The sequence below is a fragment of the Pseudomonas sp. FYR_2 genome (assembly GCF_043106425.1).
In the GTDB taxonomy this organism is placed as follows: domain Bacteria; phylum Pseudomonadota; class Gammaproteobacteria; order Pseudomonadales; family Pseudomonadaceae; genus Aquipseudomonas; species Aquipseudomonas monteilii.
Map to the genome: position 1 here is coordinate 18,380 of NZ_JBICMM010000020.1, position 18,826 is coordinate 37,205.

General features: G+C 63.1%; 19 protein-coding genes. All 19 read right to left on the reverse strand.

Annotated features, from left to right (window positions below; all coding sequences use genetic code 11):
• Window positions 1-5: 5 nt before the first annotated feature.
• Window positions 6-1,313, reverse strand: coding sequence for a flagellar biosynthesis protein FlhF (gene flhF / locus ACF8R4_RS10155; RefSeq protein WP_060499600.1), 1,308 nt, complete (start codon window positions 1,311-1,313; stop codon window positions 6-8).
• A gap of 11 nt (window positions 1,314-1,324) precedes the next feature.
• A complete protein-coding gene (flhA, locus tag ACF8R4_RS10160; RefSeq protein ID WP_164524883.1) occupies window positions 1,325-3,454 on the reverse strand; it encodes a flagellar biosynthesis protein FlhA in 2,130 nt (709 codons plus the stop codon).
• 356 nt (window positions 3,455-3,810) lie between these two features.
• A complete protein-coding gene (gene flhB, locus ACF8R4_RS10165; RefSeq protein WP_156867628.1) occupies window positions 3,811-4,953 on the reverse strand; it encodes a flagellar biosynthesis protein FlhB in 1,143 nt (380 codons plus the stop codon).
• Between the two features lie 2 nt (window positions 4,954-4,955).
• Entirely contained in the window at window positions 4,956-5,732 is a 777-nt protein-coding gene (gene fliR / locus ACF8R4_RS10170; RefSeq protein WP_060499595.1) for a flagellar biosynthetic protein FliR, read from the reverse strand.
• A 7-nt stretch (window positions 5,733-5,739) separates the two neighbouring features.
• On the reverse strand, window positions 5,740-6,009 hold the full coding sequence (gene fliQ / locus ACF8R4_RS10175) for a flagellar biosynthesis protein FliQ (protein WP_016711779.1): 270 nt from the start codon (window positions 6,007-6,009) through the stop codon (window positions 5,740-5,742).
• A gap of 21 nt (window positions 6,010-6,030) precedes the next feature.
• Window positions 6,031-6,786 (reverse strand): flagellar type III secretion system pore protein FliP, encoded by a 756-nt coding sequence (gene fliP / locus ACF8R4_RS10180; protein WP_003254415.1) that lies wholly within the window; start codon window positions 6,784-6,786, stop codon window positions 6,031-6,033.
• On the reverse strand, window positions 6,786-7,220 hold the full coding sequence (fliO, locus tag ACF8R4_RS10185; protein WP_104835427.1) for a flagellar biosynthetic protein FliO: 435 nt from the start codon (window positions 7,218-7,220) through the stop codon (window positions 6,786-6,788). The genes fliP and fliO overlap by 1 nt, the downstream gene beginning before the upstream one ends.
• A 12-nt stretch (window positions 7,221-7,232) precedes the next feature.
• Complete coding sequence (gene fliN / locus ACF8R4_RS10190) at window positions 7,233-7,700, reverse strand: flagellar motor switch protein FliN (protein WP_025753835.1); 468 nt, start codon at window positions 7,698-7,700, stop codon at window positions 7,233-7,235.
• Window positions 7,701-7,747: 47 nt separating this feature from the next.
• The gene (fliM, locus tag ACF8R4_RS10195; RefSeq protein ID WP_012273501.1) at window positions 7,748-8,716 is read right to left on the reverse strand and encodes a flagellar motor switch protein FliM; all 969 of its coding nucleotides are present in this window, start codon (window positions 8,714-8,716) and stop codon (window positions 7,748-7,750) included.
• 9 nt (window positions 8,717-8,725) lie between these two features.
• The gene (fliL, locus tag ACF8R4_RS10200; RefSeq protein WP_025753836.1) at window positions 8,726-9,223 is read right to left on the reverse strand and encodes a flagellar basal body-associated protein FliL; all 498 of its coding nucleotides are present in this window, start codon (window positions 9,221-9,223) and stop codon (window positions 8,726-8,728) included.
• A gap of 218 nt (window positions 9,224-9,441) precedes the next feature.
• On the reverse strand, window positions 9,442-10,698 hold the full coding sequence (locus ACF8R4_RS10205) for a flagellar hook-length control protein FliK (RefSeq protein WP_060499592.1): 1,257 nt from the start codon (window positions 10,696-10,698) through the stop codon (window positions 9,442-9,444).
• A 72-nt stretch (window positions 10,699-10,770) separates the two neighbouring features.
• The gene (locus tag ACF8R4_RS10210) at window positions 10,771-11,118 is read right to left on the reverse strand and encodes an Hpt domain-containing protein (protein ID WP_060499591.1); all 348 of its coding nucleotides are present in this window, start codon (window positions 11,116-11,118) and stop codon (window positions 10,771-10,773) included.
• 48 nt (window positions 11,119-11,166) lie between these two features.
• Window positions 11,167-12,858 carry a fused response regulator/phosphatase gene (locus tag ACF8R4_RS10215; protein WP_186723206.1) on the reverse strand — a complete coding sequence of 564 codons (1,692 nt, stop codon included), beginning with the start codon at window positions 12,856-12,858 and terminating at the stop codon, window positions 11,167-11,169.
• 8 nt (window positions 12,859-12,866) lie between these two features.
• Window positions 12,867-13,172: an STAS domain-containing protein gene (locus ACF8R4_RS10220; RefSeq protein WP_016711787.1), complete on the reverse strand. Its 306-nt coding sequence runs from the start codon at window positions 13,170-13,172 to the stop codon at window positions 12,867-12,869.
• A gap of 105 nt (window positions 13,173-13,277) precedes the next feature.
• Entirely contained in the window at window positions 13,278-13,730 is a 453-nt protein-coding gene (fliJ, locus tag ACF8R4_RS10225; protein ID WP_104834232.1) for a flagellar export protein FliJ, read from the reverse strand.
• Between the two features lie 6 nt (window positions 13,731-13,736).
• Window positions 13,737-15,092, reverse strand: a complete 1,356-nt coding sequence (gene fliI, locus ACF8R4_RS10230; protein WP_060499588.1) for a flagellar protein export ATPase FliI — start codon at window positions 15,090-15,092, stop codon at window positions 13,737-13,739.
• Window positions 15,082-15,861, reverse strand: coding sequence for a flagellar assembly protein FliH (fliH, locus tag ACF8R4_RS10235; protein WP_104834231.1), 780 nt, complete (start codon window positions 15,859-15,861; stop codon window positions 15,082-15,084). Before fliH ends, fliI begins: the two co-directional genes overlap by 11 nt.
• 162 nt (window positions 15,862-16,023) lie before the next feature.
• Window positions 16,024-17,043: a flagellar motor switch protein FliG gene (gene fliG / locus ACF8R4_RS10240; protein WP_003254434.1), complete on the reverse strand. Its 1,020-nt coding sequence runs from the start codon at window positions 17,041-17,043 to the stop codon at window positions 16,024-16,026.
• Window positions 17,036-18,814 (reverse strand): flagellar basal-body MS-ring/collar protein FliF, encoded by a 1,779-nt coding sequence (gene fliF / locus ACF8R4_RS10245; RefSeq protein ID WP_105946092.1) that lies wholly within the window; start codon window positions 18,812-18,814, stop codon window positions 17,036-17,038. Before fliF ends, fliG begins: the two co-directional genes overlap by 8 nt.
• Window positions 18,815-18,826: the final 12 nt, after the last annotated feature.

The window sequence follows — 18,826 nt, forward strand, 5'->3', positions numbered from 1 at the left end:
CATGGTCAACCCGCTCGCCGTGGGTTGTGATAGAGATCAGCGAACATGTCGGCCATGGCCTCTTCGCTGGGCTCGTCCTGCTGCTGCACATTGACTGCGCGGGAGACCAGTTGGTGGCCACGCGGCAGGTGCAGGTCGTCAGGAATGCGTGGGCCATCGGTGAGGTAGGCCACAGGCAGTTCATGACTGATGGCAAGGCTCAACACGTCGCCAAGGCTTGCCGTTTCATCGAGCTTGGTCAGGATGCAGCCCGCCAGGCCACAGCGCTTGTAGCTGTGGTAGGCGGCGGTCAGCACCTGCTTCTGGCTGGTGGTGGCCAGCACCAGGTAGTTCTTCGCAGCAATGCCACGCCCGGCCAGGGTTTCCAGCTGCATGCGCAGCGCCGGGTCGCTGGCCTGCAGGCCGGCGGTATCGATCAGCACCACGCGCTTGCGCAGCAACGGTTCCAGTGCGGCTGCCAGCGACTGCCCCGGGTCGACGTAGGTCACCGGCACGTTGAGGATGCGGCCCAAGGTCTTGAGCTGCTCCTGGGCGCCGATGCGGAAGCTGTCCATGCTCACCAGCGCCAGGTTATGCGCGCCGTACTTGAGCACGTAGCGGGCGGCCAGCTTGGCCAGGGTGGTGGTTTTGCCCATGCCGGCCGGGCCGACCATGGCGATCACCCCGCCCTCTTCGATCGGCTCGATTTCCGGGATTTCGATCATGCGCGCCAGGTGCGCCAGCAGCATGCGCCAGGCCTGGCGTGGCTCCTCGATCTCGGTGGTGAGGTCCAGCAGCTCGCGGGCAATCGGGCCGGACAGGCCGATGCGCTGCAAGCGCCGCCACAGGTTAGCCTGCTGCGGCTTGCTGCCCTGCAACTGGGTCCAGGCCAGCGAGCCGAGCTGCACTTCCAGCAACTCGCGCAGGCCCGACAGCTCGGAGCGCATGGCATCGAACAGGCGCGGGTCTACTGGCGCAGCGGCCGGGGCAGCAACGGCCTCAGGGACATCGACGTGCGGCTCGATCAATGGCTCGGCGGCGGTCAGCGACTGCCCGGCGAACAATTGGCGGTTGTTGTCACTGCTGTCCTGGCGGTGGTCCAGCTCGGCCTGGGCCGTGGCAATGCGCGTGTGCGTCTTGCGCAGCTCTTCTTCCAGCTCGGCGTTGGGCACGCGTGGGGCCAGGGCGGACAGCTTGTAGTCCAGCGCGGCCGTCAGTTCGACACCACCGGCAATACGGCGGTTGCCAATGATCGCGGCATCGGCGCCCAGCTCATCACGGACCAGTTTCATGGCCTGACGCATATCGGCGGCGAAAAATCGCTTAACTTGCATTATCCACTACCTCAGCCGTTAGGGCCCACGGTGGCAACGATGGTGACTTGCTTGTTGTCCGGTATTTCCTGATACGCCAGAACATGCAAATTCGGTACAGCCAGACGACCGAAACGCGACAGCATGGCGCGGATCGGGCCGGCGACCAGAAGAATGGCCGGCTGACCCTGCATTTCCTGGCGCTGGGCCGCTTCGATCAGCGAACGTTGCAGCTTCTCGGCCATGCTAGGCTCCAGAAGAACACCCTCTTCCTGACCCTGCCCGGCCCTTTGGAGACTATTGAGCAAAATCTGTTCCAACCTTGGCTCCAGGGTAATCACTGGCAGCTCCGACTCAACGCCGACAATGCTTTGCACGATGGCGCGACACAATCCGACGCGCACTGCCGCTACCAGCGCGGCGGTATCTTGACTCTTGCCAGCGTTGTTCGCGATGGCTTCGGCAATACTGCGAATATCGCGCACTGGCACCTGTTCCGACAACAGCGCTTGCAGCACCTTGAGCAGGCCCGACAAGGAAATGACACCCGGCACCAGCTCTTCTGCCAGTTTAGGCGATGCCTTGGCCAGCACCTGCAGCAATTGCTGGACCTCTTCGTGGCCGATCAGCTCGTGGCAGTGCTTCTGCAGGATCTGATTGAGGTGGGTGGCCACCACGGTGCTGGCGTCGACCACGGTATACCCCAGCGACTGCGCTTGCGAGCGCTGGCCAACGTCGATCCACACCGCTTCAAGGCCAAACGCCGGGTCGCGCGCAGCAATACCGTTGAGGGTGCCGAAGACCTGCCCCGGGTTGATCGCCAGCTCGCGGTCCGGGTAGATCTCCGCCTCGGCCAGGATCACCCCCATCAGGGTCAGGCGATAGGCGCTGGGTTGCAGGTCGAGGTTGTCACGAATGTGCACGGTCGGCATGAGGAAACCCAGGTCCTGCGACAGCTTCTTGCGTACACCCTTGATCCGTGCCAGCAACTGGCCGCCCTGGTTGCGGTCGACCAGCGGAATCAGCCGGTAGCCGACTTCCAGGCCAATCATGTCGATCGGCGTGACGTCGTCCCAGCCCAGCTCCTTGGTCTCCAGCGCACGCTGAGGCGAGGGCAGCAGGTCCTGCTGGCGCTGCGCTTCCTGCTGCGCCTGCAGCTTGGTCTTCTGTTGTTTCTTCCACACCAGGTAGGCGCCACCACCGGCCAACAAGCCGAGGCTGAGGAATGCTACGTGCGGCATGCCCGGCACCAGGCCCATGACGATCATCAGCGCGCCCGACACGGCGAGCGCCTTGGGCGAATCGAACATCTGCCGGTTGATCAGCTTGCCCATGTCCTCGGAGCCCGAGGCACGGGTGACCATGATCGCGGCGGCGGTGGACAGCAGCAGTGATGGCAATTGCGCCACCAAACCGTCACCGATGGTCAACAGGGCGTACACCTTGCCGGCATCGCCGAAGCTCATGCCGTGTTGCAGCATGCCGATGAGCATGCCGCCGATCAGGTTGATGAACAGGATCAGCAAGCCGGCGATGGCGTCACCACGGACGAATTTGCTGGCACCGTCCATCGAACCGTAGAACTCGGCCTCTTGCGCCACCTCGGCACGACGGTGCTTAGCCTGGGCTTGGTCGATCAGGCCGGCGTTGAGGTCGGCATCAATGGCCATCTGCTTGCCGGGCATGGCGTCGAGGGTGAAACGCGCACTCACTTCCGAGATACGCCCGGCACCCTTGGTCACCACCACGAAATTGATGATCATGAGGATGGCGAACACCACGGCACCGACCACGTAGTTGCCGCCGATCACCACCTCACCGAAGGCCTGAATCACTTTACCGGCGGCGCCATGACCCTCCTGGCCGTGCAACATGACCACACGCGTGGAGGCCACGTTCAGGGCCAGACGCAACAGCGTGGCCACCAGCAGGATGGTCGGGAATGCAGCGAAGTCGAGCGGGCGCAGGGCGTACACGCACACCAGCAGCACGACGATCGACAACGCGATGTTGAAGGTGAAGAACACGTCGAGCAGGAACGGCGGAATCGGCAACATCATCATTGCCAACATCACCAGCAGCAACAGCGGCACACCCAGGTTGCCCCGGCCGAGCCCGGCCAGGTTGTTACGGGCGTTGCTGATTAACTGAGCGCGATCCACCGGGAGTCCTCTTGATGCAAAACTTTGACGCACAGGGGGCGCCTGGGCGTGGCTTTGCAAGAAGCTTTCCAACTTTGTATGCCTTGAGGGATTTAGCGCCTGTCACACCGAGCGCCGCCCGCGCGGCGCATCGCGAGCTGCGCTCGCTCCTACGTTTGTTTCGGGCCAATTAGTCCTGTGGGATTTGCGCGCGTACGCCTTGGCGCATGGCTCGATTTCGCGTCGTTCAGACAAGGCGGTCGCGCGCGCCTGCCACAAGCGTTACTGGCCAGAAACAAACGTAGGAGCGAGCGCAGCTCGCGATGCGCCGCGTGGGCGGCGCTCGATCTAACACCACACAAACATCACCAAACGCTTCAACTGTCGCGCCGCAGGTCCGGCGGGATCGGCAGGTCGTCTTTCAGCGGCTCTGGCCGCTTGCCCTTGCCCGCTCGGTACTGGCGGATCTGGAACACATAGGCCAGCACCTGCGCCACCGCAAGGTAAAGGCCTGCGGGGATTTCCTGCTCGATTTCGGTGGAGTAATAAATCGCCCGCGCCAGCGCTGGCGATTCGAGGATCTGTACCTTGTGCTCCACGCCAATCTCGCGGATTTTCAAGGCAATGAAATCGGTACCCTTGGCCAGCAACAGGGGCGCCACCCCACCCTTCTCCGGGTCGTATTGCAAGGCTACCGCGTAGTGCGTCGGGTTGGTGATGATCACATCCGCATCCGGAACTGCCGCCATCATGCGCCGCTGCGACACCTCGCGCTGCAACTGGCGAATACGCTGCTTGACCTCGGGCTTGCCTTCGGTGTCCTTGTATTCGTCACGCACTTCCTGCTTGGTCATCTTCAGCTTGTTGTGCGCCTGCCACAACTGGAACGGCACATCCGCCGCCGCAATCAGCAACAACCCGGCCGCCATCCACAACGCACTCCAGCCGACCACCTGAACACTGTGAATGATCGCTTGCTCCAATGGCTCGTTGGCAATGGAGAGCAACGCCTGGCGGTCGTTGACCAACACCACTACCGCCACCACCAGAATCACGAAAAATTTGGCGAGCGCCTTCAACAATTCGGTCAGGGCATTCACCGAGAACATGCGCTTGATCCCCGACAACGGATTCATGCGGCTGAATTTCGGCTGCAACAGGGTGCCGGAAAACAGGAAACCGCCCAACGCGATGGGTGCGACAAACGCGATCACGAACAACAGGATCAGTATCGGCTGTACCGCCCAGATGGCCATCTTGCCCGAAGCCAGAAGAAAGGCACCCATGGCGCGCTCGTCGACGATGATGTCGCGCGTCAGGCTGAAGTTCATGCGCATCATGGCCAGCAGGGTCTCGGCCAGATGCCCACCAAACGCCAGCAAGCCACCCGCGCCGGCCAAGGTCACCGCCACGGTGTTCAACTCTTTGGACCGCGCGATCTCGCCTTTCTCGCGAGCTGTGCGCTTGCGCTTTTCGGTGGGTTCTTCTGTCTTGTCCTGACCGCTCTCGCTTTCCGCCATGCTCAGCGCGCCCTCGCCAATTCACGCAGCCATTGCAGCGCTTCGCTGGCCAATGCCTGGTAGTGGGAAAGGATATCGGCCAGGCCGACCCAGAAAATGGCCATGCCCATGACCAAGGTCAACGGAAAGCCGATCGAGAAGATATTCAACTGCGGCGCCGCGCGGGTCATCACACCAAAGGCGATGTTCACCACCAGCAGCGCAGCGATCACCGGCAGGATCAACAACAGACCGGCACCGAACACCCAGCCCATGCGCCCGGCCAGCTCCCAGAAGTGATTGACCACCAGCGCACTCCCCACCGGCAAAGTGGTAAAGCTCTCGGTCAGCACCTCGAACACCACCAGGTGCCCGTTCATCAACAGGAACAGCACACTCACCAGCATGGTCATGAACTGGCTGATGACCGTGACGTTGACGCCGTTGGCAGGGTCGACCATCGAGGCGAAAGCCATGCCCATCTGCACCGCGACGATCTGACCGGCGATCACGAAGGCCTGGAACAGCAACTGCAAGGCCAGGCCAAACAATGCGCCAACGATGATTTGCTCGACGCACAGCAGCATACCGCGCAGGCTCAGCGGGTCGAATTCGGGCAGCGGTGGCAATGCCGGCACGATCACCACGGTAATCGCCACCGCCACGTACAGGCGCACCCGCGCCGGCAACATGCGGGTGCCGAAAATCGGCATGGTCATCAGCACCGCAGTTACCCTGAACAACGGCAGAATGAAGGTGGCGACCCAGGTGCCGATCTGCGTATCGGTCAGTTCCAGCATCGCCACGTCAACCAATCAGCTGCGGGATGCTGGTGTAAAGGCTGGTGATGTACTCCATGAACTTCTGCACCAGCCACGGCCCGGCGATAATCAGCGTAATCAACATCACCAGCAGGCGCGGCAGAAAGCTCAGGGTCTGCTCGTTGATCTGCGTGGCGGCCTGAAACATCGCCACCATCAGGCCCACCAACAGGCTCGGCACCACCAGCACGGCGACCAGCAGGGTGGTCAGCCACAGGGCATCACGGAACAGGTCGACAGCAACTTCAGGTGTCATCGGCGGCTCTCCTTGACGGCGTCAGACGCCGCCGAAACTGCTGGCCAGGGTGCCCATGATCAGCGCCCAGCCATCCACCAGCACGAACAGCATGATCTTGAACGGTAGCGAGATGATCAGCGGCGACAGCATCATCATACCCATGGCCATCAGCACACTGGCCACCACCATGTCGATGATCAGGAACGGGATGAAGATCATGAAACCGATCTGGAAAGCGGTCTTCAACTCGGAAGTGACGAAAGCCGGCACCAGAATGGTCAGCGGCACCTGATCGGGGCCTGCGATGTCGGTACGCTTGGACAGGCGCATGAACAGGTCGAGGTCGCTTTGCCGGGTTTGCGCCAACATGAAGTCCTTGAGCGGCCCCTGGGCTTTGTCGATGGCCTGCTGGGCTGTCATCTGCTCTTTCAGGTAGGGCTGCAGGGCGTCCTGGTTCACCCGGTCGAACACCGGGGCCATGATGAACATGGTCAGGAACAGCGCCATACCGGTCAGCAACTGGTTCGAGGGTGTCTGCTGCAGGCCCAGAGCCTGACGCAGAATAGAGAACACGATGATGATGCGGGTGAAGCTGGTCATCAGGATGACGAACGCCGGAATGAAGCTCAGCGCAGTCATGATCAGCAGGATTTGCAGGCTGACCGAATACTCCTGCTGCCCGTCCGGGGTATTGGACAGGGTAATGGCCGGGATCGACAGCGGGTCGGCAGCCAGGGCCAGCGGCGCAGCCAGCAGCAGCGCCAGAGTCAACAACGTACGCAGCGCGCCGCTCATCACTTGTTGTCCTTAGGGTTTTTGCCCATCAGCTCCATCAGCCGCTGAGCAAACTCCGGCGTCGCCTGACGAGCGCCGTCCGGCACTTCCACGGGTTCGGCCAGCACATGCAGGGCCTCGATGCTGCCCGGGGTATGGCCGATCAGGATCTGCTCCTTACCCACCTGCACCAGCAACAGGCGGTCACGCGGGCCAATGGCACGACTGCCGACAATCTCGATCACCTGCCCGCCCTTCACCGCCGTGCTCTGCAGGCGCCGCAGCATCCAGGCCAGGAAGAAGATCAGGCCCACCACCAGCAGCAGGCCGAAAACCATCTGCGCCAGCTGCCCGCCAAGGCTGCCAGGTGGCGTCGCCGGGGTAGCGGCCGGCGTGGCTGCGGCCAGGCATGCGTTACTGACCAGCAGCACCGCCAACGCCGCAAGGGCGCGCATCGTGCCCTTCACTCAGCGCAGCTTCTTGATACGTTCGCTGGGACTGATCACGTCGGTCAGGCGGATGCCGAACTTCTCGTTGACCACCACTACTTCGCCATGGGCGATCAGCGTGCCGTTGACCAGCACGTCGAGTGGCTCGCCGGCCAGGCGGTCGAGCTCGATCACCGAACCCTGGTTCAGCTGCAACAGGTTGCGGATATTGATCTCGGTGCTGCCCACTTCCATGGAAATGTTCACCGGGATGTCCAGGATCACGTCCAGGTTCGGGCCTTCGAGGCTGACGTTTTCGTTCGGCTTCGGCGAGCTGGCGAACTCTTCCATCGGCAGGCGGCCCGGGCCGCTGGTGCTGCCGGTGTCACCGCCCAGCAGTGCATCGATATCGGCCTGGCCGGCCGCGCCGGTTTCTTCCAGGGCCGCGGCCCACTCATCGGCCAGCGCCTGGTCCTCTGGGGAGGTGATCTCGTTTTCGTTAGCCATGGTTTCCTCGACAGGCATTCAATTCGTTATGAGCGACCGGCACGCCGTCAGCGGCGTTCGATCGGGTCGATGATCTGCAGGGCCAGGTTGCCCTTGTGCGAACCCAGCCGCGCCTTGAACGCCGGCACGCCATTGGCGCGCAACACCAGGTGCTCGGGCAGCTCCACCGGGATCACGTCGCCAGGCTGCATGTGCAGGATGTCGCGCAGTTTCAACTGGCGCCGGGCGACCGTGGCGGTCATTGGCACGGCCACGTCCAGCACGTCTTCGCGTAGGGCCTTGACCCAACGCTCGTCCTGGTCGTCCAGGTCGGACTGGAAACCGGCGTCGAGCATTTCGCGCACGGGCTCGATCATCGAATACGGCATGGTGACGTGCAGGTCGCCGCCGCCGCCGTCCAGCTCGATGTGGAAGGTGGACACCACCACCGCCTCGCTGGGGCCGACAATGTTGGCCATGGCCGGGTTGACCTCGGAGTTCATGTACTCGAAGGTGACCGGCATGATCGCCTGCCAGGCTTCCTTGAGGTCGACGAAGCACTGGTCCAGCACCATGCGCACCACGCGCAGCTCGGTAGGCGTGAATTCACGGCCTTCGATCTTGGCGTGGCGGCCATCGCCGCCGAAGAAATTATCCACCAGCTTGAACACCAGCTTGGCGTCGAGGATGAACAGCGAAGTGCCGCGCAGCGGCTTGATCTTGACCAGGTTGAGGCTGGTGGGCACGTACAGCGAGTGCACGTATTCGCCGAACTTCATGACCTGTACACCGCCCACGGCCACGTCGGCAGAACGGCGCAGCAGGTTGAACATGCTGATACGGGTGTAACGGGCGAAACGCTCGTTGATCATTTCAAGGGTCGGCATGCGACCCCGTACGATACGGTCCTGACTGGTCAGGTCGTAGCTTTTGATACTGCCAGGCTCGGATGCACTCTCGGTCTGCACCAGCCCGTCGTCGACGCCGTGCAACAGGGCATCGATTTCATCCTGGGACAGCAGGTCCTGTACGGCCATTGCGGACTCCTACTGCAATACGAAATTGGTGAACAGCAACTGGTCGATGACCGGCTTGCCGACTTCCTTCTGGGCCACTTCCTGCACCACCGCAGTGGCCTTCTGACGCAGCATCTCCTGCCCGACCGGGCTGCTGGCCAGGGTGTCGAAGCCTTGCCCGGAGAACATCATCACCAGGTTGTTGCGAATCACCGGCATGTGCACCTTCAGCGCATCCAGATCGGCCTGGTTGCGCGCCTGCAGGGTGATGCTCAACTGCATGTAGCGCTGGCGGCCGTTCTGGTTGAAATTGACCACGAAGGCCGGCGTCAGCGCCTCGTAGATGGCCGCAGGCTTGACGTTGCTGGCCGCAGGCTCGGCGGCCGGGGCCGACTCGCTCTTGTGCATGATGAACCAGGTAGCGCCCACCGAAAGGCCGATCGCCAGCAACAGCCCGACGACAGCCAGCAGGATCAGCTTGAGTTTGCCTTTAGTGGCGGGGTCTTTGACTGCTTCGCTCTTCGCCATGCCAATAATCCGTCGTCCATCGGGGGTTCAAGGGAGGATGGCTTGGCTTGAGCAAGTGTTATGCCAGATTTTGCAGGGGATGGGTTTCAGCAGGATTTGCGGCGTTACCTTCTTCGCGGGCAAGCCCGCTCCCACAGGTACTACACAGGGTTCGAAATCAATGAAATGCCTGTGGGAACGGGCTTGCACGCGAAGAGGCAAGTACAAGCAACCTGCAATCAAGCGTAGAAGTCGACCGCACTGTCACCAATAACGACCTGTTGCTCCACAGGCCTGGCGCTGTCGACAACCTCACCCCCAACCTGCTCCGCCCGCCGCGCGGCCACGCCGGACAGGTTACTGCCCTGCGCCTGCCCCTGCTGCTGTTGCTGCCCGCGCGACTGGTCGGCCACGTTGACGTCTGGCTGGGCCAGCCCCTGTTGGGCAAACAGCTCGCGCAGGCGGTGCACCTGACTGTCGAGGGCGTCACGCACACCGGCGTGGCCACTGATGAAGGTGACCTGGGTCGACTGGTCCGCCGCAACATTGACGCGAATGTCCAGGCGGCCCAGCTCTGCGGGTTCCAGCTGGATGTCTGCAGATTTCAGGTTCTGGCTGGACAGGTACATGACCCGGTTGACCAAGCCTTCCGCCCACGCCCCCTGGTTCATCGGCAACGGCTGGTGCAACGGGCTGGCGTTGGCCGGCATGGCGCTGGCGGTCTTGGCCGTGGCAGCCTGGGTCAGGCTGGCCAGGCGGTTGGCGAAATCATCGACACGGGTGTCGCTGCTGGCGCTCTTGGTGTCCTTCAGGCCATCCTCAAGCAAGGCACCAAAGGCCTTGTCGCCAGACTCTCCCGCCTCACCCTCGGCACTCTCGACCAGATTCGCCAAGGTATTGACGGCGGCCTGGCCTTCCTCGCCCTGCGCCTGGGAAGGGTCAAGGGCATGGGCCGACGTAGCCCCCTTGGCTTGCGCACTCTGCTCCAGCGCCAGGCGCAAGGTCGGCAGGTTGGCCAGAGGGTCTGCATCCGGGTCGAAAGCCTCTTCGGCGGAAGGCTCCTCGGGCAGCGCGCCAACCTGCGCCGTGGCGGCCTGCAGCACCGGCGCCACCGCCTCGGCCTGGGCCTGGATCAGTTGCGCACCGGGCTGGGCGTCGGTGACCTGGCCGGCCACCAGATTGGCATCACGCACCCCGGTATCGGCCTGGGACACATCGTCTGCTGGCAATTTGTTGCCGTCATCGGCAACAGCCGTTTTGTCAGCCGGGTCTTTCTTGCCGTACGCTGGCGCCTCAGGTTTATCCTTGGGCTTGGCCTGGGCGGCTTTGTCATCCTGCGAGGCTGCCTTTTCACGCCCCTGCCGTGCCATCACCTGGCCAAAGCCGTCGCCCTTGTCGCCCAGCGCCTGCAGCGGTTTGTCCGCCTGCGCGGTGGCAGAGCGCGAGGCACTGGCAATGGCGTTGGTTTGCAACAAAGGGTTGGGTGCGACAGGCATCGAGCGGTCTCCGCGCCAGAAACAAAAAAATAATCCGCTCAGAGACAGGCAAGACTCGCGCCAAGTTGTGTATCAGCCCGCTGAAATACGCTGCTGCTCACCCCGGTAGAAGCGCTGCACCTCGACGAATTCCTCGTCGATGCGGTTGATCAGGTCCTCTATGCCATACAGCGGGGGCCGCCGTGCGCGCTCCTCCAGCTGTTGGCACAGGCCGGCCAGGGCTACAGCCCCCATGTTGCTGCTGCTACCCTTGAAGCTGTGGGCAGCCGCACCCAGCTCTTCGGCGCTTTTGGCCGCGTGCAACTGGCCCAGCCGCCGCTCGGAATCGTCGAGAAACGTCTGCACCAACTGCAGGTAGCCATCCTCCATGACCTCACGCAGGTCACTGAGCACCTTGTGGTCAATATGCATGTCAGTCACTTGCTCACTCCTTGATCAAGCCAGATTATGCCCGAGCCAGCCAGTGGCTCACCATACGAACGCCACATACGCGCACCGCCCGCCTTCACTCCAGCGCGCATCGCTGGCTAACCGCCGCACCAGGTTCAGGCCACGCCCGCTCAGCCCCTGGTCCAGCGAAGGCTGCGACAGTACCCGCTGCACATCGAAACCCGCACCGCTGTCGCGAACCTCGATACTCAGACGCCCGCCATCGGCAAGCGGTTCAACCTTGAAATCGATGCGCACAAAGCCGTCTGTCAGCACGCCCAGGCGCCGGGCACGCTCCTGATAATAGTCGGCAAAACCCTGCACATCGCGCTTGAGCCGCGAGTCCAGCCCTAGCACACCATGCTCCAGGGCATTGGAATACAACTCGCTGAGGACGCTGTGCAAACTGCCGGTACGCGCACGAAGCCCATGAATCTCCTGCAACAACTGCACCAGGTAAGGGATCGGGTTAAAGCACTTCAGGCTCTCGCCGCGCACTTCGAAGCCCAGCGACCAGTCCTGCGGGCTGAAACGACCGCTATCAGCGTAGATCATCGGCGCGGGCACCCGCTCCTCGGCGCCGAACATGCGAATATCACACAAACTGATGTCGTCGCGCGGGCGCCCGCCAAAGCGCGCCAGGGCCTGCATCACTTCGTCGAACAACCGCACCGGGTCGCGGTTGTTGGCCAGCACCGCCAGCAGGCGCTGCACACCGAACAGGCGCTCCTGGTCATCAGCCGTGTCGAGCACGCCGTCCGATAGCAGCAACAGGCGCTCACCCGGCGCCAACGGAAGCACTTCGGCGCTGTCATCAAAACGCTCGGCAGCCAGAATACCCAGCGGCAGATGCCGCGAGCTCAGCGCTGACAGCACCTGGCCATCCACCGACAGCCGATAGCCATCGGGCATACCGCCATTCCACACTTCCACCGAGCCGCGCTGCACGCTGAGGTTGAGCAGTATCGCGCAACAGAACATGTCCACCGGCAGGATGCGTTTGAGCTTGGCGTTCATCTCGCGCAGGATCGGCGCCATGCCGTAACCCTTGGCGGTCATGCCGTAAAACACCTCGGCCAGCGGCATGGCGCCAACCGCCGCTGGCAAGCCATGGCCGGTAAAGTCGCCCAGCAGCACGCGCATGTCACCGGACGGCGTGAACGCAGCCAGCATCAGGTCACCATTGAACAGCGCATACGGCGACTGCAGGTAGCGGATGTTGGGCGCAGAAAGGCAACCGGAGTGGGCCACCTTGTCGAAAACGGCCTTGGCCACCCGCTGCTCGTTGAGCAGGTGGTGATGGTGCCGGGTGATCTGGTCACGCTGCTCCAGCACAGTGGCTTGCAACCGGCGCAACCGATCCATGGCACGGATCTTGGCAGCGAGGATCACCGCGCTGTAGGGCTTGGCCATGAAGTCATCGCCACCCGCCTCCAGGCAGCGCACCAGGCCTTCCTCTTCGTTCAGCGACGTCAGGAAAATGATCGGCACCAGTGCCTCGCCGGCCAGGGCCTTGATCTGCCGCGCCGCCTCGAAGCCGTCCATTACCGGCATCAGCGCGTCCAGCAACACCAGCTGTGGGCACCGCTCCTGAAACAGTGCCACTGCCTGCTCGCCGTTTTCCGCGGTGAATACCTGGTGGCCCTGGCGACGGACGATCTGCGCCAGCAGCAGGCGGTCGGCGGCACCGTCCTCGGCGACCAGCACGGTCAACGGCTGTTCGGCCGGCATGTCGGCGCTCAACTGATATCGAAGAGTTTTTCGAAATTGGAGATGGCGAGTATCTTGCGCACGTCGGAGCTGGCATGCACCACCCGCACATCCGACTCATCGCCACCCGCGTGGTCGCGCAACAACAGCAGCATGCCGAGCGCGGAACTGTCGAGGTAGGTGGTGTCTTTCAGGTCGACGATCACCGAATCGGGGCGATCGGGCTGGCGTTCGTAGGCGTCACGAAATTCCTGATGTTTGCCGAAATCGAAGCGCCCCTTGATCTTGATCGTCAGCTTTTTCCCGTCCTGCGAAAAGTCAGTCTCGACTGCCATGCTAGCGATTCCTTCGATGATGGCGGATGCAACTCCATTAAGGTTTAGCAGGCGATGGCAGGGGTGGCAAGGTCATACCTGTACCGGCGATAGGGCCGGCACAGGCTAGAGATGGCTTTGGCTGGGCAAGCGCTGAGACAACTCGTCCAGCAACCGCTGCTCACGCTTGTCCTCGGCTCGCCGGGCTTCGTCCCTGTAACGCTGCACCAGCTTGCGCAATCCCTCCACCCGGGCATAGGCCTGCTGCCAGGTACCACGGGCGTTGTTGAGGTTGTTCTGGTGCCACACCAGGCTCTGACGCTGCTGGGTCATGGCCGTTTCCAGCTGCCCCAGAAAACGCTGGTAGTTGACCAGCCAGCTGCCATTCACGCCCTGCCCGCCACGGTTGATCCACTGCAGCTGGTAGTCCTCGCGAAAACGCTCCAACTCGGCCAACTTGGCCTGGGCCGTGGCCACCTGCTGCTGGAAGTGCCCTAGGCGCTGAGCGGCCTTACGCTCGGCCTCCTCGGCCATGTCCACCACCGGCGCCAGACGCGCGGCGCGTCCGGGCAGCGCCATGGCTTATCAGCCTGCCGGGGGCGTGAAAATCGCCCCCAGCTGTTCGCGGCTCTGCGCCATGCCCACATTCTCGTGCAGCCCTTGGCGCAGAAACTCCACCAGCTTCGATTGCAAGGCGATGGCCAGGTCGGTCTCCGGATCACCGCCGGCCACGTAGGCACCCACGCTAATCAGGTCGCGGCTTTGCGACAGGCGCGACCACAGTTGCTTGAACTTCTGCGCCTGACGCAAATGATCGGCATCGACCACCTGGGGCATGACCCGGCTGATCGACGCTTCGATGTCGATGGCCGGGTAATGGCCTTCCTCGGCCAACCGGCGCGACAGCACAAAGTGACCGTCAAGCACGCCCCGCGCCGAGTCGGCGATCGGGTCCTGCTGGTCGTCGCCCTCTGACAGCACGGTATAGAACGCCGTAATCGATCCACCGCCCGGCTCGCCATTGCCCGCCCGCTCCACCAGCTTGGGCAGCTTGGCGAACACCGATGGCGGGTAACCGCGAGTGGCCGGGGGTTCGCCGATGGCCAGGGCGATTTCCCGCTGGGCCTGGGCGAAACGGGTCAAGGAGTCCATCAGCAACAGCACATTCTTGCCCTTGTCGCGGAAGTACTCGGCGATGCGCGTGCAGTACATGGCCGCGCGCAGACGCATCAGCGGCGCATCGTCGGCCGGCGACGCCACCACCACCGAGCGCTTGAGGCCCTCTTCACCGAGGATATGCTCGATGAACTCCTTCACTTCGCGGCCCCGCTCACCGATCAGCCCAACCACGATGATTTCGGCTTCGGTGAAGCGAGTCATCATGCCCAGCAGCACCGATTTACCCACGCCGGTACCGGCAAACAGGCCCAACCGCTGGCCACGGCCAACGGTAAGCAGACCATTGATGCTGCGAATACCCACGTCCAGCGGCTTGCTGATGGGGTCGCGGTTAAGCGGGTTGATCACCGGGCCGTCCATCGGCACCCAGTCCTCGGCCTTCATCCCACCCTTGCCATCCAGCGCGCGGCCGGCACCGTCGAGCACGCGGCCGAGCATGCTCATACCCATGGGCAGACGTCCGCCGTCGTCCAGCGGCACCACCCGCGCGCCCGGTGCAATACCGACGATGCTGCCCACCGGCATCAGGAACACCTTGGGCCCGGCAAAGCCCATGACTTCGGCCTCGACCTGCACCGGGTGGTAACTGTCGTCGTTGATCACCAGACAACGGCTGCCCACCGCAGCACGCAGGCCTTCGGCCTCCAGGGTGAGCCCGACCATGCGCAGCAGGCGGCCTTCGACGACGGGCTGGACCGGCAGCTCGATGGCCTCGGCATAACTGCCCAGGCGCTTGCCGAAGCTGGTGCGTTCAAGGCGCATCAGAAGTATCCACCGGGCTGGCCAGATCTACCGCCATATCCGGCGCTGCCGGGTGCAGTGCGTGGTCGTGCAATTGGTCGAACAGTTGTGCCACGGCTTTTTCGATGCGCGTTTCCATGGTTGCATCGATACGGCTGTGAAGCGTCTCGATACGGCAACCGCCTGGCAGCAGTGCACTGTCTTCCAGCAGCCGCCAGCTTTCCTCATGGCGTTCGCGCAGGGCCTTGGCCAGCTCGAAATCCTGCGGGCTGAGGTGGATGCGGATATTGTCTGCACCCATGGGCAGCAGCTTGAGCGCTTCGCGCAGCACTTGGGTGATCTGGCTGGAGTCGCTGCGCAGCTCGCGGCCGATCACCTGGCGCGTCATGTGGGCCACCAGATGCACCAGTGTTTTCTCGATCTGCGTGTCCTGCTCGGCGATCGGCTCCATCAGGTTGGCCATCAGCCGGTCAAGGCTTTCGAGCTTGGCCTTCAGAGCCTCTTCGGCCTCCTGTCGAACCTTGAGCTGGGTGCTGTGAAAACCTTCGCGCTCACCGGTGGCAAAGCCCTCGTTGTAGGCCTCTTGCCGGATCGCTTCGAGTTCTTCCAGGGTCAGCGGCTGGACTTCTTCCAGCGGCACTTCCTCGACTTCCTCGATGACCTCGGGTTCAGGCTCAGGCTCCGGTTCGGGCTCCGGTTCCGGGTCGAAGCTGGGCAGCGCCCACACGTCCACGCCCTCAAGGTCGCGGGCGCGGATCAGGTCGCTGGGGTGGTGTTCTTTGCTGGACATGTTTTCAGGTACTCAAAACCATGCGCAGCCGTCGCAATCCCTGTGGGAGCGGGTTTACCCGCGAATGCGTCGGCAGCGACAACCTCTATCTCCTGGCCTGACGCCTTCGCGGGTAAACCCGCTCCCACAGGGGACTGCGTAGGCGGGCAGATCGCGAAAAACCTAGATCATTTCCTCGGCGCCTTTGCCGCCGAGCACGATCTCGCCAGCCTCGGCCATACGTCGGGCAATGGTAAGGATTTCCTTCTGTGCCGTTTCCACATCGCTGACCCGTACCGGCCCCTTGGCCTCCAGGTCGTCGCGCAGCAGCTCCGAAGCACGTTTGGACATGTTCTTGAAGATCTTGTCCTTGACCCGCTCGTCGGCGCCCTTGAGCGACACCACCAGCACGTCGGACGACACTTCGCGCAACAGCGCCTGGATACCGCGATCGTCGACGTCGGCCAGGTTGTTGAAGACGAACATCAGGTCTTCGATCTGCTCCGACAGGTCGCTGTCGATTTCGCGGATCGCGTCCATCAATGCACCTTCCACGGAGCTGTCGAGGAAGTTCATGATGTCGGCAGCACGCTTGATGCCGCCCAGGGTGGTGCGCGCCGCGTTGGAGTTGCCCGAGAACTGCTTCTCGAGGATCTGGTTCAGCTCTTTCAACGCCGCTGGCTGCACAGTGTTCAGCGACGACACGCGCAGGACGATGTCCAGCCGCACTTTGTGGTCGAAGTTGCTCAGCACTTCACCGGCCTGGTCCGGGTCGAGGTACGCCACCACGATGGCCTGGATCTGCGGGTGCTCATAGCGGATCACGTCGGCGACAGCACGCGGCTCCATCCACTTCAGGCTGTCCAGGCCACTGGTGTTGCCACCGAGCAGGATGCGGTCGACCAAGCCATTGGCCTTGTCCTCGCCCAAGGCCTGGTTGAGCATCTTGCGGATGTAGGCATCGGACCCCACGCCCAGACTGGTCTGATCGCCGACGATGTCGACGAACTCGCTCATCACCTGTTCCACCTGGTCACGGTGCACATTGCCCATCTGCGCCATGGCCACGCCCACCCGCTGCACCTCCTTGGGCCCCATGTGCCGCAGCACCTGGGCCGCATCGGTCTCGCCCAGCGAGAGCAGAAGGATCGCCGCTTTGTCGACGCGGCTCAGCTTGGCGGTAACGGCTCGGTTATCACTCATCGGCGTTGATCCAGTCTTTCACGACCTGGGCGACACGGCCCGGGTCTTCGGCCACCAGGCCTTTGATTGCGTTGAGCTGTGCCTCGTAACCCTCGCTCGGGCTAGGCAGCAGAATGCTTGTCGGGCCACCCAGGCTGACGCGGTCGTTGGCCAATTCGCCATCCAACCCCACCATGCCGCCCAGCTCCATGTCGCTATCCGAGGCAGCCTGCTTGCCGCCCCCCGTGATGTTGTTCAGCACTGGTCGCAGCACACCGAATACCAGCACCAGGATGAACACCACGCCCAGCACCTGCTTGACGATGTCCCAGAACCACGGCTGCTGATAGAAGGCGATATCGGCAATTTCTTCGCCACGGTCGGCGGCGAATGGCACGTTGATCACCGTCACGCTGTCGCCACGGCTGGCATCGAAGCCCACGGCGTCCTGCACCAGGCGAGTAAAGCGCGCCAGGTCCTCGGCGCCCCACGGCGCGCGCGTGCTGTCGCCAGTGGCCGGGTCGATCTTGACCTGATCGTCCACCACCACGGCCACCGACAGGCGGGTCATACGCCCTTGTTGCTGGCGGGTGTGGCTGATGGAACGGTCCAGTTCGAAGTTCTTGGTGCTTTGCTGGCGTTTGTCCGACGGGTACGGCGCGAGCATCGGCTGGCCGGTGGCCGGGTCCATGATCTGCTGGCCGTTGGCATCCACCAGCGGCTGGCCAGGCTGAATGGCCGCAGCCGGGGTGGCAGCGCCACCGGTGGTTTGCGGGGCCGAGGCCGCGCCAGGTGGCTGGTTGCTCAGTGCGCCGGGCACACCTTGCGGCCCTTGGCTGCTGGCGCGTTGTTCATCGACCGATTGCTCGCTACGCAGCGCTGGCTGGTCGGGGTTGAACTGCTCGGAGGTGGACTCCACCGCACTGAAGTCCAGGTCCGCCGACACTTCGGCCTTGTAGCGGTCGTTGCCCAGCACGGGCTGCAGGATGTTGTGCACACGCTGGGTAAGCATACTTTCCACCCGGCGGCTGTAGTCGAACTGCTTGCCGGCCTGGGTGAGCGCGGAGTCCTGGATCTGTTCGGACAGCAGGTTGCCCTTCTGGTCGACCACGGTGACCTGTGATTTGTCCAGCTCTGGCACGCTGGTGGCGACCAGGTTGACGATGGCCATCACCTGCCCGGCTTCCAGGGCACGGCCCGGGTACAGCTCGACCAGCACCGAGGCGCTGGGCTTGCGTTCATCGCGCACGAATACCGAGCTTTTCGGGATGGCCAGGTGCACGCGTGCACCCTTGACATTGTTCAGGCTGGAAACAGTACGCGCCAGCTCACCTTCCAGGCTGCGGCGGTAGCGGGTGGCCTCCATGAACTGGCTGGTGCCCAGGCCCTGCTCCTTGTCGAGCAGCTCGAAACCCACGTTGCCGTCGCTCGGCGCCACCCCGGCGGCGGCCAGCTTCAGGCGCGCACGGGAGAGATCGTCGGCTTTGACCAGCAGAGCACCCGAGTTGGGTTCCACGTTATAAGGGATATCAGCAGCGGCCAGGGTGTCCATGACCTGCTTGGTGTCCATGCCCGACAGACTGCCGTACAACGGACGATAATCGGGTTGTTGCGACCACAGCACCACAGCAAAGCCGATCGCCACGCTGGCCGCCAGGCCGACCATGAGGCCGATCTGCCGCAGCATGGGCATCTGTGCGATGTTTTCCAGGAACGACATACCGGGCAGCGGCCGCTTGGCCGCTGGCGCGCCAGTCTTGGCAGGGGGGTTGTCGACGACTGCTTCAGCCATGGTTTACATCCG